The 26,134-nt window shown below is 53.1% G+C and carries 28 protein-coding genes; 17 read left to right on the plus strand and 11 right to left on the minus strand.

The features are described from left to right. Positions 1 to 74 precede the first annotated feature (74 nt). The 3 genes from FIV46_RS01640 (at position 75) to FIV46_RS01650 (ending at position 1,746) form a co-directional block, all read left to right on the plus strand. Positions 75 to 584 carry an Mpo1 family 2-hydroxy fatty acid dioxygenase gene (locus FIV46_RS01640; protein WP_181163009.1) on the plus strand — a complete coding sequence of 170 codons (510 nt, stop codon included), beginning with the start codon at positions 75 to 77 and terminating at the stop codon, positions 582 to 584. Positions 585 to 695: 111 nt separating this feature from the next. Further along, positions 696 to 1,247, plus strand: a complete 552-nt coding sequence (locus FIV46_RS01645; RefSeq protein WP_139938058.1) for a response regulator — start codon at positions 696 to 698, stop codon at positions 1,245 to 1,247. Then, a complete protein-coding gene (locus FIV46_RS01650) occupies positions 1,240 to 1,746 on the plus strand; it encodes a hypothetical protein (protein WP_139938059.1) in 507 nt (168 codons plus the stop codon). The genes FIV46_RS01645 and FIV46_RS01650 overlap by 8 nt, the downstream gene beginning before the upstream one ends. A 67-nt stretch (positions 1,747 to 1,813) precedes the next feature. On the opposite strand, the gene FIV46_RS01655 is transcribed toward FIV46_RS01650, so the two are convergent. The 6 genes from FIV46_RS01655 to FIV46_RS01680 form a co-directional block, all read right to left on the minus strand. Further along, positions 1,814 to 2,686, minus strand: coding sequence for a universal stress protein (locus tag FIV46_RS01655; RefSeq protein WP_139938060.1), 873 nt, complete (start codon positions 2,684 to 2,686; stop codon positions 1,814 to 1,816). 93 nt (positions 2,687 to 2,779) lie between these two features. Continuing rightward, entirely contained in the window at positions 2,780 to 3,964 is a 1,185-nt protein-coding gene (locus tag FIV46_RS01660) for a vWA domain-containing protein (protein ID WP_139938061.1), read from the minus strand. Between the two features lie 55 nt (positions 3,965 to 4,019). Further along, positions 4,020 to 5,669 (minus strand): tetratricopeptide repeat protein, encoded by a 1,650-nt coding sequence (locus FIV46_RS01665; RefSeq protein WP_139938062.1) that lies wholly within the window; start codon positions 5,667 to 5,669, stop codon positions 4,020 to 4,022. Positions 5,670 to 5,684: 15 nt separating this feature from the next. Continuing rightward, positions 5,685 to 6,530: an AAA family ATPase gene (locus FIV46_RS01670; protein WP_139938063.1), complete on the minus strand. Its 846-nt coding sequence runs from the start codon at positions 6,528 to 6,530 to the stop codon at positions 5,685 to 5,687. Between the two features lie 65 nt (positions 6,531 to 6,595). Continuing rightward, complete coding sequence (locus FIV46_RS01675; RefSeq protein WP_139938064.1) at positions 6,596 to 8,287, minus strand: tetratricopeptide repeat protein; 1,692 nt, start codon at positions 8,285 to 8,287, stop codon at positions 6,596 to 6,598. 53 nt (positions 8,288 to 8,340) lie between these two features. Beyond that, complete coding sequence (locus tag FIV46_RS01680; RefSeq protein ID WP_139938065.1) at positions 8,341 to 10,029, minus strand: tetratricopeptide repeat protein; 1,689 nt, start codon at positions 10,027 to 10,029, stop codon at positions 8,341 to 8,343. Between the two features lie 186 nt (positions 10,030 to 10,215). Here FIV46_RS01680 and flbT point away from each other — a divergent pair, with 186 nt between their 5' ends. From flbT to FIV46_RS01745, 13 genes are all read left to right on the plus strand, one after another. After that, a complete protein-coding gene (gene flbT, locus FIV46_RS01685; RefSeq protein WP_139938066.1) occupies positions 10,216 to 10,641 on the plus strand; it encodes a flagellar biosynthesis repressor FlbT in 426 nt (141 codons plus the stop codon). Continuing rightward, a complete protein-coding gene (flaF, locus tag FIV46_RS01690; protein ID WP_139938067.1) occupies positions 10,601 to 11,026 on the plus strand; it encodes a flagellar biosynthesis regulator FlaF in 426 nt (141 codons plus the stop codon). Before flbT ends, flaF begins: the two co-directional genes overlap by 41 nt. Positions 11,027 to 11,302: 276 nt before the next feature. After that, on the plus strand, positions 11,303 to 12,118 hold the full coding sequence (locus tag FIV46_RS01695) for a flagellin (protein ID WP_139938068.1): 816 nt from the start codon (positions 11,303 to 11,305) through the stop codon (positions 12,116 to 12,118). Between the two features lie 178 nt (positions 12,119 to 12,296). Then, on the plus strand, positions 12,297 to 12,758 hold the full coding sequence (locus FIV46_RS01700; protein WP_139938069.1) for a flagellar protein FlaG: 462 nt from the start codon (positions 12,297 to 12,299) through the stop codon (positions 12,756 to 12,758). A gap of 75 nt (positions 12,759 to 12,833) precedes the next feature. After that, positions 12,834 to 13,673, plus strand: coding sequence for an SDR family oxidoreductase (locus FIV46_RS01705; protein WP_139938070.1), 840 nt, complete (start codon positions 12,834 to 12,836; stop codon positions 13,671 to 13,673). After that, positions 13,670 to 14,848: an N-acetylneuraminate synthase family protein gene (locus FIV46_RS01710; RefSeq protein WP_139938071.1), complete on the plus strand. Its 1,179-nt coding sequence runs from the start codon at positions 13,670 to 13,672 to the stop codon at positions 14,846 to 14,848. The genes FIV46_RS01705 and FIV46_RS01710 overlap by 4 nt, the downstream gene beginning before the upstream one ends. Positions 14,849 to 14,854: 6 nt before the next feature. Further along, entirely contained in the window at positions 14,855 to 15,529 is a 675-nt protein-coding gene (locus FIV46_RS01715; protein ID WP_139938072.1) for a glycosyltransferase family 2 protein, read from the plus strand. Next, complete coding sequence (locus tag FIV46_RS01720; RefSeq protein ID WP_139938073.1) at positions 15,513 to 16,259, plus strand: cytidylyltransferase domain-containing protein; 747 nt, start codon at positions 15,513 to 15,515, stop codon at positions 16,257 to 16,259. The genes FIV46_RS01715 and FIV46_RS01720 overlap by 17 nt, the downstream gene beginning before the upstream one ends. A gap of 30 nt (positions 16,260 to 16,289) precedes the next feature. Beyond that, complete coding sequence (locus tag FIV46_RS01725; RefSeq protein ID WP_139938074.1) at positions 16,290 to 16,922, plus strand: pseudaminic acid biosynthesis-associated methylase; 633 nt, start codon at positions 16,290 to 16,292, stop codon at positions 16,920 to 16,922. A gap of 10 nt (positions 16,923 to 16,932) precedes the next feature. After that, positions 16,933 to 17,694, plus strand: coding sequence for a cytidylyltransferase domain-containing protein (locus FIV46_RS01730; protein ID WP_139938075.1), 762 nt, complete (start codon positions 16,933 to 16,935; stop codon positions 17,692 to 17,694). Then, on the plus strand, positions 17,691 to 18,671 hold the full coding sequence (locus tag FIV46_RS01735; RefSeq protein ID WP_139938076.1) for a Gfo/Idh/MocA family protein: 981 nt from the start codon (positions 17,691 to 17,693) through the stop codon (positions 18,669 to 18,671). Before FIV46_RS01730 ends, FIV46_RS01735 begins: the two co-directional genes overlap by 4 nt. Before the next feature lie 19 nt (positions 18,672 to 18,690). Continuing rightward, positions 18,691 to 20,007 (plus strand): DegT/DnrJ/EryC1/StrS family aminotransferase, encoded by a 1,317-nt coding sequence (locus FIV46_RS01740; RefSeq protein WP_139938077.1) that lies wholly within the window; start codon positions 18,691 to 18,693, stop codon positions 20,005 to 20,007. Further along, entirely contained in the window at positions 19,994 to 20,974 is a 981-nt protein-coding gene (locus FIV46_RS01745) for a hypothetical protein (RefSeq protein WP_139938078.1), read from the plus strand. Before FIV46_RS01740 ends, FIV46_RS01745 begins: the two co-directional genes overlap by 14 nt. Here the strand turns inward: FIV46_RS01745 and FIV46_RS01750 are convergent. Beyond that, positions 20,931 to 21,635, minus strand: a complete 705-nt coding sequence (locus tag FIV46_RS01750; protein ID WP_139938079.1) for a GNAT family N-acetyltransferase — start codon at positions 21,633 to 21,635, stop codon at positions 20,931 to 20,933. The genes FIV46_RS01745 and FIV46_RS01750 overlap by 44 nt on opposite strands. An 85-nt stretch (positions 21,636 to 21,720) precedes the next feature. Between FIV46_RS01750 and pseB the strand changes: the two genes are divergently transcribed. Then, positions 21,721 to 22,755, plus strand: coding sequence for a UDP-N-acetylglucosamine 4,6-dehydratase (inverting) (gene pseB, locus FIV46_RS01755; RefSeq protein ID WP_139938080.1), 1,035 nt, complete (start codon positions 21,721 to 21,723; stop codon positions 22,753 to 22,755). Positions 22,756 to 22,854: 99 nt separating this feature from the next. On the opposite strand, the gene FIV46_RS01760 is transcribed toward pseB, so the two are convergent. From FIV46_RS01760 to FIV46_RS01775, 4 genes are all read right to left on the minus strand, one after another. Next, positions 22,855 to 23,685 (minus strand): flagellin, encoded by an 831-nt coding sequence (locus tag FIV46_RS01760; RefSeq protein ID WP_139938081.1) that lies wholly within the window; start codon positions 23,683 to 23,685, stop codon positions 22,855 to 22,857. Positions 23,686 to 24,018: 333 nt separating this feature from the next. Further along, positions 24,019 to 24,471 (minus strand): hypothetical protein, encoded by a 453-nt coding sequence (locus tag FIV46_RS01765; RefSeq protein ID WP_139938082.1) that lies wholly within the window; start codon positions 24,469 to 24,471, stop codon positions 24,019 to 24,021. Between the two features lie 12 nt (positions 24,472 to 24,483). Then, positions 24,484 to 24,804, minus strand: a complete 321-nt coding sequence (locus FIV46_RS01770; RefSeq protein ID WP_139938083.1) for a rod-binding protein — start codon at positions 24,802 to 24,804, stop codon at positions 24,484 to 24,486. Continuing rightward, positions 24,804 to 25,907 (minus strand): flagellar basal body P-ring protein FlgI, encoded by a 1,104-nt coding sequence (locus tag FIV46_RS01775; RefSeq protein WP_219845821.1) that lies wholly within the window; start codon positions 25,905 to 25,907, stop codon positions 24,804 to 24,806. Before FIV46_RS01775 ends, FIV46_RS01770 begins: the two co-directional genes overlap by 1 nt. Between the last annotated feature and the right edge of the window lie 227 nt (positions 25,908 to 26,134).

The raw sequence follows: 26,134 nt of genomic DNA on the forward strand, positions 1-26,134 counted from the left end.
AATTGGGACGATCACCTGATCTATGATATAAATATTACAAGAATAAAAAGGGATGTTTCAAAGGGGATATGAATATGAAGAATTTTTTCGTCCAGCAAATGGCCATGTATTCCGCTTATCACAAGGATGGCAGGAATCAACTCACTCACTATATCGGGGTGCCGTCAATTGTGCTGTCTCTGTTTATTGCCTTTTCCTGGATAGATCTGTTTACCCTCAACGGCTTCCAGGTCACTTTTGCCATGTTATTCGTCGCGGTTGTTTTACTGTTCTATCTGGTGTCCGATTTTGTGATCGGGCTGATTTCCGCCATTCTGTTTATCCCCTTGCTACAGCTGTCGATGCAGGTCGCGCCGACGGCGGATCTGGCGGGCTGGGCCTGGTTTGCCGTCCTGTTCGTTGGCGGCTGGATTTTTCAACTGGTCGGCCATGTTTTTGAGGGCCGGAAACCCGCTCTTGTGGACAATTTATTCCAGATTTTCATGGCCCCCAGTTTCCTGGTGGCTGAGGCCCTGTTTCACCTGGGGCTTCGTCAGGACCTGCAGGCGCAGATCAGCAGGCGGACAGCCGACTATGCGGCCTGATACAGCTAACTGCAGATAAAAATGATGGTTTTCCAGATAAATTTCACACTTTATTTACCCTAATCCCACAAGATTGCCTCAAAGACATAGAGGAAAAAGGTAGATTTCAGCATGAGTAATTTGGATCTGAGCAGGATTAGCATTCTGGTGGTAGAAGACAGCCAGTTTATCCGCTCTTTGATCGTCAACAGCCTGCGCGTACTCGGTGTGGGAACCATTAAATCAGTCGGAGATGGCGGCGAAGCCATCGACTTTCTCAAACAGGTGGCCGATGATCCGATGAAAGCGGGCATGATGAGTGTGGACATCATCATTTCCGACTGGGAAATGTCTCCGGTGAACGGAATGATGCTGTTGCGCTGGGTGCGCCGGCACAAGGAATCTCCGGATCGTTTCGTGCCTTTTATCATGCTGACCGGCTATTCGGAGCCAAACCGGGTGCAGGAAGCTCGCGAAATGGGCGTCAACGAATTCATGTCCAAACCCTTTTCTATCAATGCCCTGGCAGACAAGATCTTTTCAGTGATCATGAAACCCCGTCAGTTTGTCCATACCTCGACTTATTTCGGGCCGGACCGGCGGCGCCAGGTGATTCCCATTGAAGGTGAGGATCGTCGTAAACTAACTTATGAAAGTGAAGAAGTGGAAGTAGTCAATGGCTAAGCCGGTAAAGGTTCGCTACTATCGCCTGAAGAACAAGCTGAAAGAAAAAGCGATCGGCCTTGGAAATGTAAACGCCGATGATGTCTCCTTTGACGAAGACATGATGATAAAAGCCCAGGCGGCTCTGCAGGAAATGGCGGAGGACTATCCCGACTGGGTCTCCACCCTGATCGACAGTCTGGCAGAGGAACACCGCCGTTGTGTGGACAGCCCGGAGTTTCGCAAGGCCCATTTCGAAAAAATCAATGCCATCGCCCATGATATGAAAGGGCAGGGTGGCACCTTCGGCTACCAGTTGATTACGGATTTTGCCGACGGCTTGTATAACTTTACCGGCCCCAACGCCGGTATGGGCGACAGTCATGTGGAAATCATCAAAGCCCATATCGACGCCATGCGCGTTGTGATCAAGGACCGTATTGAAGGTGATGGCGGCGAAATCGGGACTGAACTGAAAAAGTCCCTGGATGCGGCGATTGAGAAATACCGCACCCGATAGCAGAATACATATACCTGAATATAGAAAGCTCCCGGTGGTTGCCGGGAGCTTTTTTTAACCCTAAAAATTAGTCCGGCTTGATGGCCAGGATGTCGGTGCGCAGGATTTTCAGGATTTTTTCGCTGCTGTTGCCGAGGACCATGCGGGCCAGCCCCTTGCGCCGGTGGGTGCCGAGGACGACCAGTTCCGCTTTCAGGCGGTTGGCGATGGAGGGGACGACTTTCTCGATCTTTCCTGCCTTGACATGGAGGTTTTCCGGGGGAATGCCGTAAGACCCGACAAATTCCTCAAGTTTGCCGAGCTGCTTTTCCTTGAAGCGCCGGAAAATCTCGTCCTTGTTGATCATGTCGAGGTCCGCCAGGGCTGCACTATAGGTGACCACATAGCAGCAGTGCAGGTCGGCGTCCAGAAGTTCGGCACATTCCTTTGCATGGGTCAGGACCTTGTCATTGAGGGCCATTTGGTCTGCGTCGTCGCTGGAAAAGTCGATAGTGGTGAGAACCACCGGTTTTGAGCGCCAGCTTTCTGCACTGACGATCATGACCGGGGTGGACGGCAGATTCAGCAAGTGGAAATCTGATGGCCGATGCAGGAGGGATTCCGAGCGGTGCCCGGTTTTGATAATCAGGTCCCGCGGTTCCTTTTCGCAGCTATATTCAACGGCGTCCGCCAGGTTTTTGCCCCAGTTGACTTCACCGGTAACGTTCTTCTTTCCGGCGATCAGCTTTTCCAGGCGGGTTTGTGCCTGACCCATCAGTTTTTGCTGCAGGGCTTCTGCTTCTTCCGGGGTGATCAGCTCGGGATGATCGAAGGTTTCATCATATACCAGGGACAGGATATGAACTTCTGCATTGCCGCGCTCGGCAAACTGCAGGGCTTTGTCGAGCGCAAGGGAAGGGGTGTCCGGCAGCTGTTCGGCGATGGCGAGAATTTTCTTCATGTCAACGACCTCCTCTTAAGATGTTTGGACGACTATCCTAAATTGGGGAGAAGGTCATTTCAATCGAAGTCGGCAAGAAACGGACGGGTTTTTTTATTTTTTCCGGCTCAGTTCCTTCATGGCGGCCTCCAGGCCGGACAGGGTAAGCGGATACATGCGATCTCCCATCAGTTCCTTCATCAGGGAGATGGACTGGGTATAGTCCCAGTATTTTTCCTGCACGGGGTTAAGCCAGACGGCGCTTTGGTAGATATCCAGGGTGCGGCGCATCCAGACTTCGCCGCTTTCCGGATTGTAATGTTCCACACTGCCGCCGGGATAGACAATTTCATAGGGGCTCATGGACGCATCGCCGACAAAAATCACCTTATAGTCATGGGGATATTTGTGCAGGATATCCCAGGTGTTGAGTTTCCGGGTATGTCGGCGGCTGTTATCTTTCCATACCTTTTCGTACAGGCAGTTATGGAAATAGAAATATTCCATATTCTTGAATTCAGTACGGGCGGCAGAGAATAGTTCCTCGCAAATCTTGATGAAAGGATCCATAGAGCCGCCGACGTCAAAGAACAGCAGGACCTTTACCGCATTGTGGCGTTCCGGCACCATCTTGATATCAAGCCAGCCCTGTTTGGCGGTGCTGTGGATGGTATCATGCAGGTCCAGCTCGCTGGCGGCCCCCTCGCGGGCGAAACGGCGCAGGCGTTTGAGCGCCACTTTGATGTTGCGGGTGCCGAGTTCGACATTGTCATCGAGGTTTTTATACTGGCGCTTGTCCCAGACCTTGACCGCCCGGCCATGGCGGCCTTCCTTCTGGCCGATGCGCACGCCTTCCGGGTTATAGCCGTAGGCGCCGAAGGGGGAGGTGCCGGCGGTGCCGATCCATTTGTTGCCGCCCTGATGGCGTTCCTTTTGTTCCTCAAGCCGCTTTTGCAGGGTTTCCATGAGCTTCTCCCAGTCGCCCATACCCTCGATCTCCGCCATTTCCTCCGGCGTGAGGAATTTTTCCGCCAGCTTGCGCAGCCATTCTTCCGGGATATCCGCCACCAGATCCTCACCGACCGGGGCTTCCAGGCCCTTGAAATGATGGCCGAACACCTGGTCGAACTTGTCGAGATTGCGCTCGTCCTTCACCAGGGTCGCCCGGCTGAGGTAATAGAAGTCGTCAATGGAATAGTCCGCCAGTCCCTGCTTCATGGCTTCCATGAGGGTGAGATATTCCCGCAGCGAAGCGGGAACGCCATGCTCTCTCAGTTCAAGGAAGAAATTAACAAACATGCTGGTCTCTGTTCATAGTGGTTGCTGGCGGTAACAGGGTATATTTTTTATCAGATTAAAGGTGCCGTCGTAAACGGTCGGATATTTTGCCCATGAAATCTGACCATTTTTCATTCATATTTTTCGAGAAGACATGGCCGTTTTCCAGCCAGGGCGGGTTGTTTGTTCCCATCAGCCACCAGGGGTCGCCGGAGTACAGCCACCACGTCTCTACGCCGGTATTCACCGCCAGGGTGTTACAGGTTGTGGCCGGACCGACGACAAGGTCCAGGCAGGACATCAGGGCTGCACTGTTGAGAAAATCATCTTTCAGGTCCAATTCGGGGAAACTGTAGATTCTCTGCCCGGACAGTTTTTCCAGTTCCTCCAGTTCCTCCCGGCATTCCCCATATTGAAGGTTTATGAAGTTTGTATTTGGTGTTTGCTTGATGAGTTCTGCCCACTCCGAGAGCGGTGCATACTGCAGTGACCTGGAGACGGTGATCTTGCCGCTTCGCCAGCTAAAACCGACATTTTTTTGCGAAGGAAGTTCGCCCAGCCTGGCCTGCCAGTCCGAAGTGATATCTGCGGGGATCTCCAGCCGGCGCGCTTTGTGCCGGTCCAAATCCTCCTTCTTTTGCCAGAAGATTTTGAATAGATCAAAATTCAGGCAGAAATAATCAATTTCAGTGTTTTTCAGATCGGGGTAATGTCTGATGAACTGTCCGGTTTTGCGGTCCTTGCTGTCCTTATAGGCGACGACTTCCGCATTCTTGAAACAGGCCTTGTATAGCGGCAGGAGCCTTTCATCACAACCGATGTACAGCTTGTCGGCCTGGTCGATCAGGCCGTAATACAGCCCGCACAGAAAAATTTCATCTCCGACACCCTGTTCGCCGCCGATCAACAGTGTTTTTCCGGCCAGGTCCTCGCCCTGCCAGGCCGGTATGTGGTCCGGCATCCTGCGGGCGCCCGGCTTTTGCAGGTTTTTACGCCATTCATACTCTTGCCAGCCTTCCGCTAAATGTCCGGAAATGAGTAGGCTGGTAGCGAGGTTCATATGGGCTTCAGGGGAATTGGGGAGTAACTTGACTGCTTTCCTGGCATGATTCAGCGCCTGCTCATAGTCGCCGACACTTTCATAGGCCTGGGTAATATTATTATAAATGGTACCGTTGTCGGGATTCAGCTTCAATGCTTCCTCAAAAAACACCAGGGCCTTGTCCGGTCCGTCTCGCAGGGCGACGGAATTGCCAAGGCTGTCCCAGAGGTAATCCTGGTCGGGATAAATGGGGATAATCTCCTGCAACAATTCAATTGCCTCGTCAATCCGAACCGCCTGTTGCAAGGCGTTGGCGTAATGATAATAAGCTTTGGGATCGCCGGGGCTAAGTTGAAGATTCCTGGCAAAGAATTTTACAGCCAGGTCGTCCAGCCCCAGACGGAGACAGGCATGTCCGGCGGTCTGGCAAATTTTCGGGTTATTTTCATCGCGGCTTGCTGCCTGCAACAAAATGTCCGTACCTTTTTGTAGCTGCCCCAGTTTCATATAACAGTCGGACAACAGAAGTGACAGTTCGCTTGAGGCAAGTCCCAGGGATTTAGCGCTTTCCAGGACTTCAACGGCTCTGGCGTAGGCCTGCTTTTGATAAAGCGACTGGCCCTTCTGGAACAATTTCCGGGACTGTGCGGCGGCCTGTTTGGAGATGGAAGAAGAGGATTGCATTGCTTTGCCGCAGGGTTATTTGTTTTCCCGCCTTGTCATAAAGGCAAGGCGTTCGAACAGATGCACATCCTGCTCGTTTTTCAGCAGGGCGCCATGCAGTGGCGGAATCAGCTTCTTCGGATCCTTGCTTTTCAGCACATCCACCGGCATGTCTTCCACCATCAGCAGTTTGAGCCAGTCGAGCAGCTCGGAGGTGGACGGGCGCTTTTTCAGGCCCGGCACCTCGCGGATGTCGTAAAACAGGTTCAGCGCTTCGCGGACCAGCATCTTCTGGATGTCCGGATAATGCACATTGACAATCTGGTGCATGGTGTCCCGGTCAGGGAACTGGATGTAATGGAAGAAACAGCGGCGCAGGAACGCATCCGGCAGTTCCTTTTCATTGTTACTGGTGATGATCACCAGCGGGCGCTGCTCGGCCTTGATGGTTTCACCGGTCTCATAGACGTTGAACTCCATCCGGTCCAGTTCCTGCAACAGGTCGTTGGGGAACTCAATGTCGGCCTTGTCAATCTCGTCGATCAGCAGGATCGGGGATTCACCGGCTTCGAAGGCCTCCCACAGCTTGCCCTTCTTGATGTAATTCCTGATGTCCTTGACCTTTTCATCGCCCAGCTGGGAATCGCGCAGGCGGGACACGGCATCATATTCATACAGGCCCTGCTGGGCCTTGGTAGTGGACTTGATGTGCCATTCCAGCAGTTTCTTGCCGGTGGCTTTGGCCACTTCATGGGCCAGCACGGTTTTGCCGGTGCCCGGTTCGCCCTTGATGAGCAAAGGACGCTGCAAGGTCATGGCGGCATTAACGGCAACCATCAGGTCTTCGGTTGCTACATAGGTATCGGTACCCTTAAACTTCATTTTCAAACACCCGTTTTAGATCATTTGTCAAAGGTTAATCAAAGGTCGAAAGCTGGTCAAAGAATTTATTTTACTGACGTCTGTGAAGTCACCCAGCTCTCAAAGGTGCCCTGCATTTCCGTCATGAAGGCTGGCCAGGGCTGGTTTGGGTCCTTGGCATGGATGTGGCCTCTCTCCAGCCAGGGAGGGTCCTGGGGACCAAAGGTCCACCAGGGGTAGCCATTGGTCAGCCACCAGACCTCGGTGCCGGTACAGCCGGCCTGAATCACGGGGGTTGTGGCCGGACCGATCACCAGGTCCAGGCAGGACATCAGGGCAGCGGTGCCGTCAAAGTCATCCTTCAGGTCCAGGTCCTCGAAGTCGTGAATTTCAATATCATGTTTCATCAAGAATGCCGCAAGCTCGTCACGGTTGTCACCATATTGAACGTTGATGAAATTGACCTTCCCGTTTTGGAGTAGGGGCAGCCAGTATTCCAGGGGCGGATAATGCAGTTGTCGCTGGACATGCATGGTGCCGCTCTTCCAGCAGATGCCCACGTTCAGCTTATGCGGCAGATCCTCCAGCCGCGCGCGCCATTTTTCCGTCTGGGCATCTGAAGGAAGCAGGATTTTCTCACGAGGCTTGATGTCTTCCGGCTTTCTCCACACGTTCGCCAGGGCATCCAGGCAAAAGCAATAATAGTCGATGGTTTCAATATCTTCCGGACTGAGGTCTGGATACAGGCGACCGTTTCTTCCCTCCGGAGTCATAAAGACGTCAAAGGGTGTGATTTCAGCGTCGGGAAAAGAGTTTTTATACAGGGGAACCAGCCGTTCGTCGCAGCCGATATAGACCTGCCCGGCCTGCTCGACAATCTGCTTGTAGACCGGCGTTGCGAGAATCTCGTCGCCGACACCCTGTTCTGCAGAAATCAGCAGGGTCTTGCCGGTGATATCCATGCCGCTTTCCCAGGCGGGAATGTCATAGGGCAGGACACAGGAGGCTGCGCTGCCCGGATGGTGGCGCCATTTATACTCTTCCCAGCCTTGTTGCAGGTTTCCTTCACTCATCAGGATCTTGGCATAGAGGAGATGAGGGTAGGAAAATTCGCTGTAGTTACTGATACATTCCTGCACGACTTTTTTGGCATCAGACAGCCGGCCGAGATCCAGGTAGACCGCTGGCAGATTGTACAGGACCAAGCGGTCGTCAGGGGCCTGCCGGTAGGCCTCTTCATAGAAAACCAGGCTCGCTTCCGGACCGTCACGAAGGTGCACAACACTGGCCAGGGCAAGCCACAGCGGGGCATGCTCGGGGAATATGGGGATAACATTCTGCAACAGGTCAATGGCCTTGTCGAACTGGTCTATTTCCTTGAGGGCGGCCGCAAAATTTACATAGCCTTTGGGATCGTTCGGGTTGAGCCGGGTATAATGCTCATAGGCCTTAAGCGCCAAGTCATGGAAATTCATCTTGGTGGCAGCGCCGCCAATTACCGTGCAGACATCCGAATTTTCGGGTGCTTTTTGCCAGACATAGCTCAAGACATTTATGGCTTTGGCTTTTTCGCCGATTTCAAACAGGCAGTTGGCGATCTGAACCCCGACCTGGGAGTTGGACTCGTCATAGTTCCAGGCCGCATTCAGGAAGGCAAGTGCCTGTGAATATTCGCCCCGGCTGAAAAGCTGATTGCCTTTTTGCAGGTATTTATTGAATTGTCCCCGATTTCGCGCGGGGGCCAACGTGCCGCTGTTTTTTTCCGATTTTTTGGCCATTTTAATCCTGTGCAGGTTTCCCGAATAGAGGTTTGCTTCGATGAAATATCGGCTTACTTGCCCGGCAGGCTGGATTTGACCCAATCATCAAAAACTGTTCCCATATCTTTCATGAAGTCAGGCCAGGCTTGGGCGGGTTGTTTGTCATAGACCAACCCCTTGGTGAGCCAGGGCGGGTTTTGCTGGCCAAATGTCCACCAGGGGTGGCCGTTGCTGAGCCACCATACCGGGGTGCCCCCACAGGCAGCCTCGGCAACCGGCGTGGTTGTCGGCCCCATCACCAGGTCGAGGTTTTGCATCAGGGCAACCGTGCCGGCGAAATCATCTTTCAGGTCCAGGTCTTCAAAGTTATGGATTTCTATGCCGTGGTTGTCCGCGATATTTTGCAGTTCCGCGGCGCAGTCGCCATACTGGACATTGATGAAATTGACGTTTTCATTTTTCAGAATAGGCAGCCAGTTATCCAGTTCCGTATAACTTGTTTTCCTCTGGGCGTGCAATATGCCGCTTCGCCAGCAGATCCCGACATTCAGTTTTTTGGGAAGTTTTTCGATCTCTGCCGCCCATTTCTCTTTTAAGCCGGCACTCGTGTCCAGAATTTGCTCCATGGGCTTTATGTCGTCGACGGATTGCCACAGGTTTGAAACGGCGTCCAGGTTGAAGCACATATAATCAATCTGTTCAACCTGCTCGTCAGTCAGGTCCTTATAGTTCCGGCCGCGCCGGCCGTCGCTCAGGGCGTAAACCCCATAGGGCAGGATTGTGGCTTCCGGGAAGGATGTCTCAAACAGGGGGACCAGTCTTCGGTCACACCCGATATAGAGATGCTTGACCCTATCGATCAGCTGTCGGTAGACCGGTGTAGCCAGCAACTCATCGCCAACACCTTGTTCCGCGCTGAGCAACAGGGTTTTCCCTTCTATATCTATGCCCTTGTTCCAATAGTCGGTTTTATAGGGGAGAAGGCAGGCCGTCGGGTTGGTCGAATGGTGTCGCCATTTATACTCGCTCCAGCCCTTGCTGAGGTTGCCTTCATTAAGCAGGATTTTTGAGTACAGCAGGTGAGGGGACGCAAAGTCGCTGTATCTTTCCAGGCAGGCAAGCACCAGTTCCTTGGCCTTGTCAATTTGGCCGAGGTCATAATATATGCCCGGGAGGTTATTGAGGATCTGCCGGCTGGTCGGGTTCAGCCTGTAGGACTCTTCAAAAAAGACCAGGGATTTTTCCGGCCCGTCGCGCAGCTGGACTGCCGCCGCCAGCGCATTCCACATTTCATCGTTTTCGGGGTAAATGGGAATAATTTCCTGAAGAAGTGTGATGGCCTCATCCAGCTGATTATTTTCCCGCAATGCCGTGGCCAGGTTGACATATCCCTTGGGATCATTCGGCTGAAGCTTTGTATAGTGATCATAGGCTTTCAGCGCCAAGTCGAAGAAGTTCATCCTGAGCGCTGCAGAGCCGATGACGGTGCAGATGTCGGCTTTGTCGGGATGTTTCTGCCAGGTATAGATCAGCAAATCGAGGGCCTGGTTTTGCCGTCCCATCTGAAACAGGCAATCAGCAAGCTGGATGGTGATTTCGGGGATACTGTCATCATACTGCCAGGCCGCGTTAAGGAATTTGGCTGCAGTTGCATATTCACCTTTTGAATAGTGAAAGTTCCCTTTGCGAAAATATTTTGTAAATTGGCCTTTCGTTTTTGCAGGGGGTAATGCGTTGGAATTATTTGCTTTTCGAGCCATGTAGCTTAAACCTTGATGTCCGGGCTGGTACTTGGGGCAGTGTTAGTAATTGTTTTAACAGGACAATATTTTTTAATAAAAAAATTCACATTATGTTAACCACCTATTTGTGAAAATGCAAAATAACAGTTATGCTTCTGGCGGGAACATCGTTGTTTGTCAGGAACATAAAAAGAAAGATAACAAATGGCTTTGAAATTGTCATTGAAACCCGGTGAGAAATTTGTCGTAAACGGGGCTGTTATTGTAAATGGGGACAGGCGTGCAACACTTGTCTTGCAGAATAAGGCATCGCTGCTGAGGGAAAAGGATATCATGCAGCCGGACGAAGTGAATACACCGGTCCGGCATGTGTATTTCCCCATCATGCTGATGTACATGGACGAGGCAGGTCGCAAGGGATATTACGAGAAGTTTGTTCTCAGGATGACAGAGCTTCTTGGTGTAGTCGAAGATCCCGAAGCTAAGGCGCTTTGTGTCGCAATCAGCCAGGATGTTATGGAGGGTGAGTATTACAAGGCCCTCAATAAGTGTAAGAAACTGTTTGTATATGAGAAAGAGAGACTGAATTATGTCCCTGGAAGCGTACCAGAAGACACAACAGGCAACTGAAACGGCATCTCAGACAGAATACCGGATTTTTACCCAGGTTACCCGCGCTCTTATGGACGCCAGGGAGCTCCCTACAACAGACAAGCGCCTGCATGAAGCCCTGCACTGGAACCGGCGGCTGTGGTCAACCCTGGCGACAGATTGTGCCGTTGAGGGAAACAAGCTTCCTGATATCCTGCGGGGACAGATCGTCTCTTTGTCAATCTGGGTAAGTAAATATAGTTCACAGGTCGCCAAGGGCGAAGAAAATGTGGACGCTTTGATTACCATCAACCGGAACATCATGGATGGTCTGGCCGCCCAGGCGTCACTGTCATCCTCCGGGGCAGCCCGGGAAGAGTCGGCTGGTGCGCCAACACAGCCTTTTACCTCTACGACCATTTAACTTTTCCATTAATATTTCTTAAAATCGAACCGGCAGAAACACTATAAAAACTGCCGGTTTTAAGTTTTTTTCCGATTAAATATCTGTTTTAAATAAGTTTTTTCGAAATAGATAAACATTAATATTCTTGTTAACCTTTCGTTTACATGTTACACGTAACCTGATCCTGTGAACTGGGTTGTCAGAAGGACACCATAGTCAGTTTACGGGATCGGGTAGAATGCCCGGCAGGACAAAAAGTCCTGTTTAATAGTACTCTCAGAATGGAGATTTATAATGGCTTTTTCAGTCAATACTAATGCGGGCGCTCTCGTCGCCCTTCAGACTCTCAACAAAACCAATTCCAACCTGGCTACTACTCAGAACCGGATCAGCACCGGTCTGAAAGTGGCTAGCGCTAAAGACAATGCTGCGATCTATTCTATCGCTCAGTCTCAGCGTGCTGAAATTTCCGGTTTGAACGCTGTGAAAGACAGCCTGAGCCGTGCTACTGGTGCGATTGATACTGCTCTGGCCGGTGCCGAAGCTGTTTCCGACCTGCTCATCGAGCTGAAGGAAAAAGCTGTGGCTGCTGCCGATACCGGTATTGATGCTTCCCAGCGTACACTGCTGAACAACGAATTTAGCGAACTGCGTAACCAGATCGACACGATCGTTGCCAACGCTGAATTCAACGGTATTAACGCTCTGCGTGGTTCTGACGATATTACAGCGATCGTTAACCAGGACGCTACTTCCTCTATTACGATTGCTGCTCAGGACATCGACGTAGGCACACTGGGTCTGTCCGGTAAGTCCATCACCACCTCCGCCAGTGCGGCCGGTGTTGTGACCCTGGTTGACTCTGCTCTGGATACAGTGAACGCCTCTCTGGCGGTGCTTGGTGCCGGTGCGAAACGTATCGAATCAGTGACGACTTTCGTAGGCAAACTGTCAGACTCGATCGAGACTGGTATCGGTAACCTTGTGGATGCCGACCTGGCCCGAGAAAGTGCGAATTTGCAGTCGCTACAGGTTAAACAGCAGCTTGGTCTGCAGGCCCTGTCGATTGCGAACCAGCAGCCGAGTTCTGTACTCTCACTCTTCGGCTAATAAAAGCTCTGTTGTTTTGGCGGAGTGGAAACCATTCCGCCAAAACACAATTTTTGCTTTATTCCCTTGATAGATTTTTTTAAGTTGATTTGAAGTAAGTAAAAAAGACTTTTGGCATGGCAAAGGCAGAATGAGTTTGCCGTGTCGATAGAGATAAAAACAAAGTAAGAGAAGAACGATGGTTGACGGTATTGCTATAAGTCCGTCGGTCCCTGGAGCTGGAATTGCCAAGAATGCAGAAAGCTATGGCAGTTTAAATAATGTAAAAGAAACGGCAGCTCTATATAAAACTGAAGACACGAAAAAAACTCCAGGGTCCGGAGCGGAACAGGAAAGTCAGATCACTGCAGCACTCAAGAAGGCTGCGGAAGAGGATTCTTCGTCCCTGAATGCTGAAAGTATCCAGGAATTCCTGAAAAAGGCTGAGGAAGTCATTAATGCCTCCCTGCCACAGGAACTTCCCAACACCACACTGCGGATCGACCAGGATGATGCCACCGGTATTTTTGTATACCAAGGCGTTGACAAATCCTCCGGCGAAGTGGTCCGCCAGTGGCCGGCAGACGAAATTTTGAAATTCCTGGCCTATTATCGGGAACAGGAAGGTGCAGAAGGTATCGTTGTTGATGTTGAAACCTGACCTGCAAAAAAAGTTTTCCAAATAGAAACCCGCCTGACATAATCAGGTGGGTTTTTTTATGGCAGAAGTCTATCGATGAAAATATTGATCACAGGCGGTTCCGGTTTGCTGGCTCCCTATATTGTGGAGGCATTTTCCGGGAGCGGGGACGTTATGACGACATCGAGAAAGGATGCGGAGTATCCCTGCGACCTGACAGACAAAGCCGAAGTCCTTGAATTAGTTGAAAAAATAAATCCCGATGTGATCGTGCATCTGGCGGCGATGACAAATGTGGATTATTGCGAAGAGCATCCGGACGAAGCCCATGCGGCCAATGTCACGGCAACAGCCCATCTTGTCGAAGCCGTAAGCGGGTCAGACTGCTATTTGATCTATGTCTCGACGGATCAGGTATACCCGGACGGGCCGGGCCTTTTTTCGGAAGGGCAGGTTGACCCGGTTAATCAATATGGCGCCAGCAAATATCAGGGCGAGGAAGCGGCCCGACGGCATCCGAACAGCCTGATCGCGCGCATAAATATCGTCGGCCCTTCCCGGACGCCGGGACGATCGAGCCTGAGTGATTTTTTCACAAATTCTTTTGCCGAAGGCAAACATATCAGCCTTTTCCAGGATGTGCTGTTTTCTCCCCTGCATATGGAGACTTTGGCACAGCTTTTGCTACAATGTTACAGGAAGAAACTGACCGGAACCTATAATATCGGGTCCCATGACGGCATGAGCAAAAAGGATTTTGCCCTGAAACTGGCGGAATATAAGGGCTTGGATGCCTCAAATGTGACGATTGTGAACAGCTCGGATATGGCCGGGCGGGCTGTCAGGCCAAGGGATCTGAGGCTGAATGTGGCCTTTTTTGAACAGAAAAGCGGGATAAAATTGCCTAGTTTGCAGGAAGAGATCGAAAAATTATGACCAACCGGATCAAAATCGGAACTCATTACGTCGGCCCGGATGAACCGGTTTATTTCATCGCCGACATCGCTGCCAACCATGACGGCGACCTGGAAAAGGCCAAGGACCTGATCTATTCCTGTGCCGAAAACGGCGCCCGGGCGGCCAAGTTCCAGAATTTTTTCGCCAAGTCCATTGTCTCCGACAAGGGCTTCCGCCAGATGGGCGGCAAATTTTCTCATCAGGAGGGCTGGGACAAAAGCATCTTCGAGATCTATGAGGATGCCGCTCTGCCGGTGACCTGGACCGAAACCCTGCGGGACACCTGTGCCGATGCCGGCATTGACTATTTTACCGCGCCTTATTCCCTGGAACTGGTCAGGCAGCTGCAGCCTTTTGTTTCCGCTTGGAAAATGGGTTCCGGCGATATCACCTGGCATGAGGAAATCGAGGCCATGGCCAAATCCGGGCTGCCGTTTATCATGGCGACCGGCGCTTCGACCATGGCCGAAGTGACAGCTGCCGTGGGTGCGGCTCTGAAGCATACCGACCAGCTGATCCTCATGCAGTGCAATACCAACTATACGGCCAAACTGGATGAGCCCAGGGACGTCACCCTGGAAAGGTTCCGGAACATTAATCTCAAGGTGCTGGAGAGCTTTGCCAAGGCCTTTCCCGGGGTCTCTCTCGGCCTGTCCGACCATACCCACGGACACAGCACGGTGCTGGGCGCGGTCGGCCTGTATGGCGCCCGATCCATCGAGAAACATTATACCCTGGATAATAATCTGGTTGGTCCGGACCATCCTTTCTCCATGAATCCGGAAAGCTGGAAACTGATGGTGGAGAAGACGGCGGAGCTGGATGACCTGATTGCTGACGGCATGTCATGGGACGAGAAATACCAGCTTGTGGAGAGTCTGTGCGATGACCCGGAGGGGCTTTCCCTGTCCATTGGCGACGGCGTCAAAAAGGTTGAAGACAATGAAAAGGATACGGTTGTCCTGCAGCGCCGGGGCCTGCGCGCGACACGGGACCTGGCGTCCGGCGAAACCATAAGTGAGGGGGACCTGTTTCCGCTGCGTCCCTGTCCGGAAGACGCCCTTGCGCCCTATGAGCTCAGTAAATGCCTTGGCCGGGTGTTAATAAAGGATATCGAAGAGGGGGAACATATCACCTGGGGTGATTTGAAGTAAGATCCTATGACTGAAGAACGAAAGCATATCGCCATCATCATTCCGGCGCTTAATGAAGAGGGCACCATTGCCACTGTGGTGCAGGCGGTGCGGCCCTTTGGTGATGTGATTGTGGTGGACGACGGTTCCACGGACAAGACGGCACAGATTGCGCAGGAGGCCGGCGCCGAGGTGGTGTCCCATCCTGTAAACCAGGGCTATGACATGGCCCTGTTCAGCGGTTTTTCCCGCGCCATCGAAGCCGGGTATAAAATATGCCTTTCCATTGATGCGGACAACCAGCATTGCCCGGAATTTATTCCTCAACTGGTCAAACCGATCGAGGACGGAAAAGCAGCTATTTCCATTGGGGTGCGCCCCAAACCGGCGCGCCTGTCCGAGGCGCTGTTCCGGCTCTATACCAAGGCCCGCTGGGGAATTGGCGACATCCTGTGCGGCATGAAAGCCTATGACACGGCTGTGTTGAAGGGCTATATCCATATTTTCCGCCACCCGACCATCGGCACCGGCGTCACCCTGACCGCGGCGCGCGACGGGATCGAGATCGCCCAGCTCGATATGCCGGTGCGCGAGCGCGTGGATACCCCGCGCATTGGCCGGGTGCTCCGGGCCAACTGGATCATCTTCAAAGCCATGCTGGGTGATATTTTTTCAGGGGGGAATTATGCCCGGAGCGGATAAGATCGTAGTGATAGTCCAGGCCCGGATGACCTCTTCCCGGTTGCCGGGAAAAGTGCTTAAGCCTTTGGCCCGAAAAACTATTCTCGAACATGTCATCGAGCGCTGCAGCCGTATTGCAGGGGTGGACGAGGTCTCTATCGCCATGCCTGATGACGCGGCCCAGGACCCTTTGGTGAAATTCGTCAGCGGACTTAAGAACGTTTCCTTCTTCCAGGGATCGGAGACCAATGTGCTGGAGCGGACCTTTCTGGCGGCCAAGGCGGTCGGGGCCGGGACGTTGCTGCGGGTGACGTCAGATTGCCCGTTTATCGATCCGGATATCTCCGGCGCATTGTTGGCCGCGTACCGGCAATCCGGTGCCCGCTATGCCCGCCTGCCCATGGACCGGGGGTTTCCGCTGGGCTTCGATACCGAGGTCCTGTCCATGGACCTGTTGCGCGAGGTGTATGAGGCGGATACCGACGAGTATGAACAAGAGCATGTGACCCCCTATATCTGGCGGCGACCGGAACAATATGGCTGCCTGATGCTGGACCATCTGCCAAGCCTGCGCCACTGGCGGCTGGTGGTCGATGAAGAACGGGATTACGAGTTTGCTGCCCGGGTTTTCGAGGAACTCTATCCGGCGAAACCCGAGTTCAATTTTAAAGACCTGCAGCAACTGTTTTCCGACAAGCCGGAATTACTTGAAATTAATGCCTCTGTAGCGCAAAATCCTTATGTAAAATGAACCGGTTAGTCCGGTAGTCAGGAACTGGAAATGAATACATCAAATACCGAGCAGACGTCCTTCTGGCGTGGGGAATTCGGGGACGAATATATTGATCGCAACGCGGCCGATGCCGAACACCTGCGCAATCGTCTCGCCATGTGGAGCCGGATCATCGCCCCGATGCGGGATGAAATGCCGAAACGGATTCTGGAGATTGGCTCCAACATCGGCCTCAACCTGCGCGCGCTCAATCTTCTGACGGATGCCGAGATGGTCGCGGTTGAACCCAATGAAAAGGCGCGCAAGATCCTGGTTGACGACAAAGTGGTCGCCCCGGGCAACGCCATTGAAGGGGTGGCGTCGGAATTTGATCTTGCGGATGGCGCCGTTGATATGGCCTTTACCTGTACGGTGATGATCCATATCCACCCGGATGATCTTCTGGCCGCCTGCAAACGGATCCACCGGGCGACCAGCAAATATGTGGTCTGCATCGAATATTTCTCCGACAAGCAGGAAATGATCGAATACCGCGGCCACAGCAACAAACTGTTCAAATGTGACTTCGGCGGTTTCTGGATGGACAATTTCCCCGATCTGAAACTGCTGGACTACGGCTTCGAATGGAAGCGGATCACCGGGCTGGATAACTTCACCTGGTGGGTTTTTGAGAAGAAGTAAGGCAGAATTCATGCCGGGAAACAAGCATATCGTCGCCACCATCGAAGCGCGCATGACCTCGACCCGCCTGCCGGGCAAGGTGCTGAAGGAGTGCCAGGGCAAGTCCATGCTGGCGCTGATGGTCGAGCGCGTGCAACGGGCTCGGCATATTGACGAGGTGGTGATTGCGACCACGGTCAATGTGACTGATGATGTCATTGTGGAGGAAGCCAACCGGCTTGGCGTCGGGTTTTACCGGGGCAGCGAGGACAATGTCATGTCCCGGGTGCTGGAGGCGGCCAAGGCGCACAAGGCGGATATCATTGTTGAACTGACCGGCGACTGTCCGCTGATGGACCCGGCTTTGATCGATGAAGCGGTTGAGGCTTATCTTGACAGCGGCGTGGATTATTTGTCCAACTTCAACTATTTGACTTTCGACACCGCGGAAACCTATCCGATCGGCTGTTCGGTGCAGGTCTTCAGGACTGCCGTCCTCGACGATGCCTTCAGCCGCACTGACGATCCGCTGGACCTGGAGCATGTGAGCCGCTTCATCTATCAGCATCTGGACCTGTACAGCGTTAAATTTATCGGCGCGCCGGAACATCTGCGGGCGCCGGAGGTCTCTATCACCCTGGATACGCCGGAAGATTTCCAGCTGATCGAGGCGGTGTTTGATCATCTTTATCCGAAAGATCCCGAGTTTACTCTGGCGGATATTCTGGATTTCTTCAAGGAGCATCCGGAAATCGCCGCCCTCAACCGGCAGATCGGCAGGGTGAAGGTGTGAGCGCGCCTGTGGAACCGTACAAGGTTTTTATCATCGGCTGCGGAGCCATTGCCGGCGGTTATGACGCAACCGATCCGCAATGCCCCGATGTGGTGCAGACCCATGCCAAGGCTTTCGGGCTGGATGACAGGTTCAAGGTTGTCGGCTGTTATGATCCTGATCAGGAAAAGGCCCGGAAATTCGCCGCTTTGTGGAATATTTCCGAGGCCGCCAGCGAGCTCGAGAGGGCTTTGTCGGATCTGATGCCGGATGTGGTCTGCATTTGCAGTCCGACAAAATTTCATGAGCAGCACCTGACGCTGATGCGGGACAGGGACATTAAGCTGGTGATCTGTGAAAAACCCTTGACGGACGGGATTGAAAGCAGCCGGGCAGTCGTTGAAAAATATCTTGGGAGTTCAACCGCGCTGACGGTCAATTACACCCGGCGCTGGAACAGGGCCTTCCAGGATCTGGCCCGGCGCATTGCCGACGGGGAATTTGGCCGGCTGCAGCGGGGGACCGGCTGGTACAACAAGGGTCTCTATAACAACGGTTCCCATATGGTTGACCTGTTCCGGATGTTTTTCGGCGACCTCACCGTGACCCATGCCGGTCAGGTGGAACATGATTTCTGGGAAGATGACCCGACCATAAGCGCAGGCCTCAGGACGGCTAGTGACCTGCACCTGCACCTTGCCGGGACCGATGTTCGCGATTTTCAGTTTTTCGAGTTTCGCCTGGTCATGGAGAAATCCGTCATCGACATGGTTGATTTCGGCGACCGGCTGGTGATCCGGAAACTGGGCGAGGATGGCGTGCCGGTGCGCAACGCAGAGACCATCGATACCGGCCGCAACAGGACCTTTGTGGAATTGGCGGACAACATCGCCAATTATCTGGGGGGCGGCGAAACCCTTAAAACTTCGGCACAGGACGCACTGACAACACTGGAAATATGCGCCGCTATCCGGCAGATGGCCGGCGTGCGGACGTGAGGACAAAAAGGATCAGGATATGTCACAGCTGGCATTACTAGGCGGAACGCCCGTAAGATCTGAGCATTTTCCGGCTCACAATTACATCGGCGAAGCGGAAAAGAAAAAGGTCATGGAAGTCCTGGACAGCGGAGTGCTGTCAAAATTCCTTGGCGTCTGGCACAAGGATTTCTATGGCGGGCCGGAAGTCCAGGCGTTTGAAAAACAATGGGCCCGGGACTATCAGGCCAAACACGCCATCTCCGTCAACAGCTGCACAAGCGGGCTTTATGCCGCTGTCGGTGCCGCCGGTGTCGGCCCGGGAGACGAGGTCATTGTCTCACCCTATACCATGGCCGCCTCGGTGACGGCGGCGATTGCCTTTAATGCGGTACCGGTGTTTGCCGATGTCGATCCCAAAAGCTACTGCATTTCGCCGGAAACTATCCGCCAGGCACTGACCCCGCGGACCAAAGCCATCATCGTGGTGCATATTTTCGGCCAACCGGCGGAAATGGACGGCATTATGGAAATCGCCCGGGAGCATGACCTGGTGGTGATCGAGGACTGCGCCCAGGCACCCTGCGCGACCTATAAGGGGCGCCCGGTCGGCACCCTCGGCCATATGGGAGTCTTCTCGCTCAATTACCACAAGCATATTCATTCCGGCGAGGGTGGCGTTATCACCACCAATGACGATAGCTATTGTGATCGGTTGCAGCTGATCCGCAACCATGCGGAAGCTGTGCTGCAGGGCCGGGAAGTGGACAGCCTGGTCAATATGGTTGGCTTTAATTTCCGCCTCGGCGAGATTGAGGCGGCGATCGCTGTGGTCCAGAACGAGAAAAGTGCGGAACTGGTGGCCAAGCGGCGCCGCAATGTGGCCTACCTGTCGGAAAAGCTGAAGGATATCCCGGGGCTGCGCCTGCCTGAGGTGCCCGATTATGTGGAACATTCCTATTACATGCATGTGATGCGCTATGTGGAAAGCGAAACCGGGGTCAGCCGGGACGCTTTCGTCCGGGCGGTGCGGGCTGAATTGCCGGAAATGAGGCTCCGGGAAGGGGAAGGCGCCCTGATCGGCCAGGGCTATGTGAAACCCATTTATCTCTATCCCATGTTCCGGGAACAAATCGCCTATGGATCGGTGCAGTGCCCGTTCAAATGTCCCCATTATAAGGGAGAACAGGACTATAAGGCGGGCATGTGCCCCAATGTGGAAGACGCGCATGCCACCGTGATTACCCACGAACTGATCCGGCCGTCGCTGAGTGAAAAGGATCTGGATGACGTGGCGACAGCTTTCCACAAGGTTGCGGAAAATCTCGAGGAGTTGAAGGCGGTTGACGGGCAATAACCCCCAGAAAATCCTTCTGTTCAGCCGGGATCCCGGCGGCACCAACCAGCTGGTCGCGGTGCGGGACTTGTTGCTATCCGCCAACCGGCAGGACAGGCAGATTTTCGCGCCATTGGGGCTCTCGGCAGCCATCCCGGCAATCAGGATTGTGGCCAAGGATTATGCCCGGGACATCTGGAAACGGCTTGACGCGGACTATCACGACTGGGCGGAGGTGGGCCTTGGGCGCTTGTTTGAGGACTTCGTCCCGGACCTGGTGCTGACTGCCACCGGCCATGTGGATGATCACTCCGAGCAGGAGGTCTGGCGACAGGCCAGAAGCCAGGATATCCCAAGTGCGGCTTTTCTGGATTCTGCCGATCATGTTCAGGACCGCTTTCTGGATGCGACAGGCGGGAAAATATTCCCTGACCATGTTTATGTCTTCGATCGCCAGTCCGCAGCTGACCTTTCGGGCATGGATTTTCCGGCGGACCATATACATATCACCGGCGACCTGTATGCGGGTTATCTTGGCCGACAGGACAATCCCGAAGCAGTCCGTGATATCTGGTCGGCCTGGAATAGCCAGCCAGGTGAATCAATCATCCTCTTTGCTTCCGACTATATTTCGGAAATCGGACTGGCCGGATTTGAAGACAAGGTCAGCGAATTTGAGTGTCTTGATTACCTGATTGATGGGCTGGAGGAGCTGGCTGCTGCCAGCGGTCTGTCCGGGCCCTTCCGGCTCGTGATCCGGATGCATCCCAAGGATACGCCGGGAAAATATGATGCCTATCCGGACAAATCACAGCTAGGTCTGACGATTATGATCAATAATCAAGGATTGTCACAGGATGCGGTCAGGGCGGCGGACCTGGTGGCCGGGATGCGCTCGGCTTTACTCAGGGAAGCCGAGGTATTCGGAACACCGGTCTTGCGGCTTATTCCTCTGGTTCTGAATAAAGGTCCTCAAAAAAGCGCCTGACCTTTTCGGTACGGTTGTCTGACGATCTTCGTTCGTAAAGCTGGCCCAGATCGTCGGTGCAGATGTTGCCGCTTCGTTTCCTTTCCAGGCTATAGAATCTGTCGGATGTGATTGCGTAAGTTATTGTATCATAAGGACTTCCATCGCGAACGCCGAAATTCTGATGATAGCCCTCAATCTGATAGCCAATCAGTTCCAGGCTATTCATCCAGCGCCACAGTGCCGCATTCTGCCCGGCGTAAACCCGTTGCAGGTTGATCCGGTCAAAGGCGTGTTTGGTGAGCAGGGCAACGGCTTCCAGCGCGGCGCCTTTCACATCCCGCTCGCCGAAGACGATGCTCAGGCTGGCACTGCGGAGCATATGGTTGATATCTTTCAGGCAGACAATGCCGATATGCCGCCCGGTCTCCCGTTCGATGGCAACGAGCAGCAGGGAATTGGGGTTGTCGATTTCTGTCTGGACAAATTTGGCCTGTTGTTCCCGGTTGACCGGGAAAACGCCGTGAATCAGATAGCGGGTGGTTTCCGCATCGTTGAACCAGCTGTGCCAATGCCCCTCCAGCACATCCTTTTGTACGTCGGGTTGGCGGAGACAGACGATCTTACCTCTCAGGAAAATATCTTCTTCTTGCGGGGTGCCGGTCATTCTGTGCAGATCCACTTCTATTCTGATAATATTAAGGCTTTGTCTTTACAGCATTTTTCCTTATACTTGAAAGAGTAACATACTTAGGGAATGAAAAGAAATGGCTTCCTCAATAATACGGAATTTTCGTACCAATCTCGATTTTCTGAAGGGCAAAAGCCTGTTGGTTACAGGGGGCACCGGATCCTTTGGGAAAAGCTTTGTGCGAACCTTGCTTGATCACTCTGAAGTTCGCAGGTTAGCCATTTTTTCCCGCGATGAGCTGAAACAATATGAGATGGACAAGGAGTTCTCCGGTCATCCCCAGTACAAGAAACTGCGGTTTTTCATCGGTGATGTCCGTGATGTTAAACGCATGACCCTGGCCTTCAGGGGCGTGGATTATGTTATCCATGCCGCTGCCCTCAAGCATGTGCCCATTGCAGAATATAACCCGTTTGAATGCATCAAAACCAACATCATGGGGGCGCAGAATGTGGCTGAGGCGGCGCTGGCCGCCGGCGTGACGAAAATTGTTGCCCTGTCCACGGACAAGGCGGCGAGCCCGATCAACCTTTACGGGGCGTCCAAGCTCGCCTCGGATAAGATATTTGTCGCCGCCAATGCGCTGGGCGGCGCTCAGGATTTTTCCTGTTCAGTGGTTCGCTACGGCAATGTGATGGGGTCACGGGGATCGGTTATTCCCTTTTTCCGCAACCTGATTGACAGCGGAGCAAAGGAACTGCCCATTACCGACTCCAGAATGACCCGGTTCTGGATCACACTGCCCCAAGGCGTGGATTTTGTCCTCAGTTGCCTTTCCGTGATGCAGGGCGGGGAAATCTATGTGCCGAAATTGCCCAGCATGAAAGTAACGGATATGGCACGCTGTATGGCGCCGGACCTGCCGCACCGGGAAATCGGTATCCGTCCGGGTGAGAAACTGCATGAGCAGATGATCACCAAGGATGACGGCCGGGAAACCATTGAACTGGAAGATCGCTACATCATCACCCCACAGTTTACGTTCTGGGATAAAGACTATTACGGAAAAATGGGGGCCAAGCCGGTTTCTGAAGGGTTTCATTATTCCAGTGACAACAACACGGAATGGATGGACGACGATACCTTCAACGATCTGCTGAAAAAACTCTAGAATTATATAATTTTAGAATTATATAAAGACAGTTCAAAAAATGAAAAAGACCGGCAGATCCTGCCGGTCTTTTTTTGCCAGAATACGTGACTAAAACGGTTAGCCGCCGAACAGGTTCAGGATAGCCTGCGGTGCCTGGTTGGCGATGGAGAGCGCCTGGACGCCCAATTGCTGTTTTACCTGGAGCGATTGCAGGTTGGCGCTTTCCTTGGCCATATCCGCGTCCACCAGGTTTCCGATACCGACCTCGATGGTGTCGGCAATTTTGTCGGAGAAGACGCGCTGGGCTTCAAGGGATTTGCCACCTGCGCCGAGCGATGTCAGAACGGAGTTCACATTGTCGAGGGCAGTGTCCACGGTAGACACCATAGCTGCGGCGAGTGTCTGCGTGTTGATGGTCGCGCCGGCAGTAAAGGTGATATTGGGGCCGCCGAGTGTCAAATTCTGATGATCGACGGTGATCGTCTGAGTTGCATCCGGGTTGGTGATGGCCACAATTACGTCGGCGCCGCTGTCGAGAATGTTGGTGCCGTTGAATTCGGCGTTGTTGATAATCGTCGTGATTTGGTCCCTCAGGGCTTCAAAGTCTTCGGCCAGGGCGTCACGGCTGGTCTGGTCGAGGCCTGAGTCCGCCGCGGCAACAGCTTTCTCTTTCATCTCAATGAGCAGATCGGAAATGGATCCGCCTGCCGCCAGGGCGATATCTACCGTACTGATGGAACGGTCAAGGCTCTGCTTGACGGCGTTATACCCTTTCAGGTCGGCGCGCAGGCCCTGGGCAATGGAGAAGATGGCCGCATTGTCCTTCGCTGAGGAAATTTTGAGGCCGGTGTTAATTCTGGTCTGAACCGTTTCCAGATCGGTGGTGGTTTTATTCAGGTTCAACAGCGCCGACAGGGCACTGGCATTTGTGTTAACTGAAAAGGACATATTGCTCTCCTTATCCTACAAGTATTCTGGCTGTTACATTCAATGCAAAACTTGTTGCTGGACATGTATTTGCAATAAGCGTGCCAATTTAAGATGAATGCATAACCCTTTGTAATATAAGGAGAAAAAAATAAAAAATGACGGTAAATAGACACAGTGGGTAATATGTTCCCCATTGGGGGGAAAAGCTTGCATTGCAGAGCGGCCAGGGAAGGGAATGAAGGTCTTTTTTGCCTAGTGATTTTTGCCTGTCAAACACGGAGAATCCGGGTGTTTTCCGGGCAAAAAAAAAGGGCCGAAGCCCTTGTTGGAAGACCCAAAGTAAGAGAACTTTTATATGGTTTTATTTAATGTCAATGTGGTTGGTGTTTTGCTCCCTCTGGGAGACTGTATTTTTGCGTTGGCGCCATAGGCCTGGCTGGGGGCAGACTGGAGGGCGACTTCATCGCCGATGACCTTGATCATTTTTTCCGAAACGGTTTTCAGGGAGAAGAGCAGGGATTTATGCTGCTTCAACACACTCTGGAAGGTTTCATGTTCTTTTTTAAAGCGCCGGACGATTTCACCTGTGCCCGCTGCCTTGAAACCGCCATTCCGGTTCAATTGTTCCAGTTTCTCCTGGTAGGCGGTAAGAAGACCATTCTTGGTTTCGTTCAGTGACTTTATTTCCGCCGGTCGCTTTTCCTTAAGCAGGTTCATTTCCTGGCGGATAACAGAAGTCAGTTCCCTGGTGGTTTCGATCAGGGAGGAGATAACGCCTTGGTTCATGTTTTGCAGTTCGGTCATTGTCTTTCCACTTTATTCCTGGTGGGGGGCTGCTTCCTGGGCTTTGAGAATTTCCCGGTAAACGGCATCCGATAATCCGATGCCGCCGTTTCTGGAAATACTGTTGGCGATTTGCTCATTCAGCATGTCCTTGAACATTTCTTCGGAATGGCCGCCGCCAAAGGGACCATTGGGATCAAGTCCCACGGACATATTCTTCAGGATGTCGGCCAGGAAGACCGCCTCGAATTCGTCAGCGGCTTTGCGCGCAGCTTTTTGCTGCACGGTTTGCGGTGCATTGACGGCCTGTCGCAGGGAAGCCTTGGCGGGCAATGTAAAGATGTTTGTCTCCATTACATCACCTCGATTTCCGCGTGCAGGGCGCCGGATACCTTCAGGGCCTGGAGGATCGCGATCATGTCCCGGGGACCAATGCCCAGAGCGTTCAGACCGTCGACCAGATCCTGCAGGTTGACACCCGGATGAAGCAGGGCAAGTTTTTCACTGTTGCCCTGGTCTACCTCGACCTGTGTCCGCGGCACGACCTGGGTTTGTCCACCCTGGGCAAAGGGAGCCGGCTGCGACACCTGCGGTGTTTCGGTGACCCGGATTGTCAGGTTACCCTGGGCGATCGCCACTTCGCTAACCCGGACTTCATGCCCGATCACGATGATGCCTGATTTTTCGTCGATCACGACACGGGCCTTCTGGTCGGGAGTGACATAAAGCTGCTCGATATCGGTGACCAGGGAAACAATGTCCTGCTGATACCCCAGCGGTTTCTGAATCCGAATTGTGGCCGGATCGACGGGATCGGCGATATTCATTCCCAGTTCCTTGTTGATCACCTCGGCGATGCGGCGGGCTGTGGTAAAGTCCGGATTGCGCAGGGACAGGTTCAGCCCGTTCAGGTTGTTCATGCTGTAGCTCAGTTCCCGCTCGATAACAGCACCATTGGGAATGCGACCGGAAGTGGGTACGCCGGTGGTGACTGATTCCGCATCGCCGCCGGCGGAAAAACCGGCGATCTGCAGGGAACCCTGGGCAACCGCATAGACTTCGCCGTCGGCGCCCATCAGCGGGGTGACGATCAAGGTGCCGCCCCGCAGGTCGTCGGCATCGCCAAGCGAACTGATGGAAACATCAATCCGTGAGCCTTTGCGCGCAAACGGCGGCAGGCTGGCAGTAACCATGACGGCGGCCGTATTGTCCGTTTTCATAATGGCGTCGCGGGTGTTGATGCCGAGCCGTTCCAGCATGGCCGTGAGGCTTTGCTGCGTAAACGGCGCGTTTCTGAGGGTGTCACCGGTACCGTTGAGACCGACCACAAGGCCGTAGCCGACAAGCTGGTTTTCCCGCACGCCTTCCACCGCGACGAGATCCTTGATGCGGGAGGCGGAGTGGACGGGGAAGGATGTCAGCAGGATTAAAACAACGGTGAGAAGGCCGGAGAACAAACTGCGCTTTCCGGTCTTTCCTGATCTTCTGCTCAGACAGAATAGGGTGCTTTTACGTCCTGTAGTCATCTCTTACCTGGTATAAATATTATTATTCGGGCTTTCCCTCGCAAAAGCCGTGCCAGTTATCAGGTCTTTTTCTGGTCATCTTAAGTTATTGAAAATAAAGGAATAAAAAATCGGCAGGAAACCGGGGCAGGATTTTCCGGCCTTAAACAAGAAAAATA

The organism is Emcibacter nanhaiensis (assembly GCF_006385175.1).
Taxonomy (GTDB): domain Bacteria; phylum Pseudomonadota; class Alphaproteobacteria; order Sphingomonadales; family Emcibacteraceae; genus Emcibacter; species Emcibacter nanhaiensis.

Bases quoted from the DNA above. Each gene is read 5' to 3' on its own strand.
- FIV46_RS01640 (WP_181163009.1), top strand. From the start codon at position 75: ATGAAGAATTTTTTCGTCCAGCAAATGGCCATGTATTCCGCTTATCAC.
- FIV46_RS01645 (WP_139938058.1), top strand. From the start codon at position 696: ATGAGTAATTTGGATCTGAGCAGGATTAGCATTCTGGTGGTAGAAGAC.
- FIV46_RS01650 (WP_139938059.1), top strand. From the start codon at position 1,240: ATGGCTAAGCCGGTAAAGGTTCGCTACTATCGCCTGAAGAACAAGCTG.
- FIV46_RS01655 (WP_139938060.1), bottom strand. From the start codon at position 2,686: ATGAAGAAAATTCTCGCCATCGCCGAACAGCTGCCGGACACCCCTTCC.
- FIV46_RS01660 (WP_139938061.1), bottom strand. From the start codon at position 3,964: ATGTTTGTTAATTTCTTCCTTGAACTGAGAGAGCATGGCGTTCCCGCT.
- FIV46_RS01665 (WP_139938062.1), bottom strand. From the start codon at position 5,669: ATGCAATCCTCTTCTTCCATCTCCAAACAGGCCGCCGCACAGTCCCGG.
- FIV46_RS01670 (WP_139938063.1), bottom strand. From the start codon at position 6,530: ATGAAGTTTAAGGGTACCGATACCTATGTAGCAACCGAAGACCTGATG.
- FIV46_RS01675 (WP_139938064.1), bottom strand. From the start codon at position 8,287: ATGGCCAAAAAATCGGAAAAAAACAGCGGCACGTTGGCCCCCGCGCGA.
- FIV46_RS01680 (WP_139938065.1), bottom strand. From the start codon at position 10,029: ATGGCTCGAAAAGCAAATAATTCCAACGCATTACCCCCTGCAAAAACG.
- flbT (WP_139938066.1), top strand. From the start codon at position 10,216: ATGGCTTTGAAATTGTCATTGAAACCCGGTGAGAAATTTGTCGTAAAC.
- flaF (WP_139938067.1), top strand. From the start codon at position 10,601: ATGTCCCTGGAAGCGTACCAGAAGACACAACAGGCAACTGAAACGGCA.
- FIV46_RS01695 (WP_139938068.1), top strand. From the start codon at position 11,303: ATGGCTTTTTCAGTCAATACTAATGCGGGCGCTCTCGTCGCCCTTCAG.
- FIV46_RS01700 (WP_139938069.1), top strand. From the start codon at position 12,297: ATGGTTGACGGTATTGCTATAAGTCCGTCGGTCCCTGGAGCTGGAATT.
- FIV46_RS01705 (WP_139938070.1), top strand. From the start codon at position 12,834: ATGAAAATATTGATCACAGGCGGTTCCGGTTTGCTGGCTCCCTATATT.
- FIV46_RS01710 (WP_139938071.1), top strand. From the start codon at position 13,670: ATGACCAACCGGATCAAAATCGGAACTCATTACGTCGGCCCGGATGAA.
- FIV46_RS01715 (WP_139938072.1), top strand. From the start codon at position 14,855: ATGACTGAAGAACGAAAGCATATCGCCATCATCATTCCGGCGCTTAAT.
- FIV46_RS01720 (WP_139938073.1), top strand. From the start codon at position 15,513: ATGCCCGGAGCGGATAAGATCGTAGTGATAGTCCAGGCCCGGATGACC.
- FIV46_RS01725 (WP_139938074.1), top strand. From the start codon at position 16,290: ATGAATACATCAAATACCGAGCAGACGTCCTTCTGGCGTGGGGAATTC.
- FIV46_RS01730 (WP_139938075.1), top strand. From the start codon at position 16,933: ATGCCGGGAAACAAGCATATCGTCGCCACCATCGAAGCGCGCATGACC.
- FIV46_RS01740 (WP_139938077.1), top strand. From the start codon at position 18,691: ATGTCACAGCTGGCATTACTAGGCGGAACGCCCGTAAGATCTGAGCAT.
- pseB (WP_139938080.1), top strand. From the start codon at position 21,721: ATGGCTTCCTCAATAATACGGAATTTTCGTACCAATCTCGATTTTCTG.
- FIV46_RS01760 (WP_139938081.1), bottom strand. From the start codon at position 23,685: ATGTCCTTTTCAGTTAACACAAATGCCAGTGCCCTGTCGGCGCTGTTG.
- FIV46_RS01765 (WP_139938082.1), bottom strand. From the start codon at position 24,471: ATGACCGAACTGCAAAACATGAACCAAGGCGTTATCTCCTCCCTGATC.
- FIV46_RS01770 (WP_139938083.1), bottom strand. From the start codon at position 24,804: ATGGAGACAAACATCTTTACATTGCCCGCCAAGGCTTCCCTGCGACAG.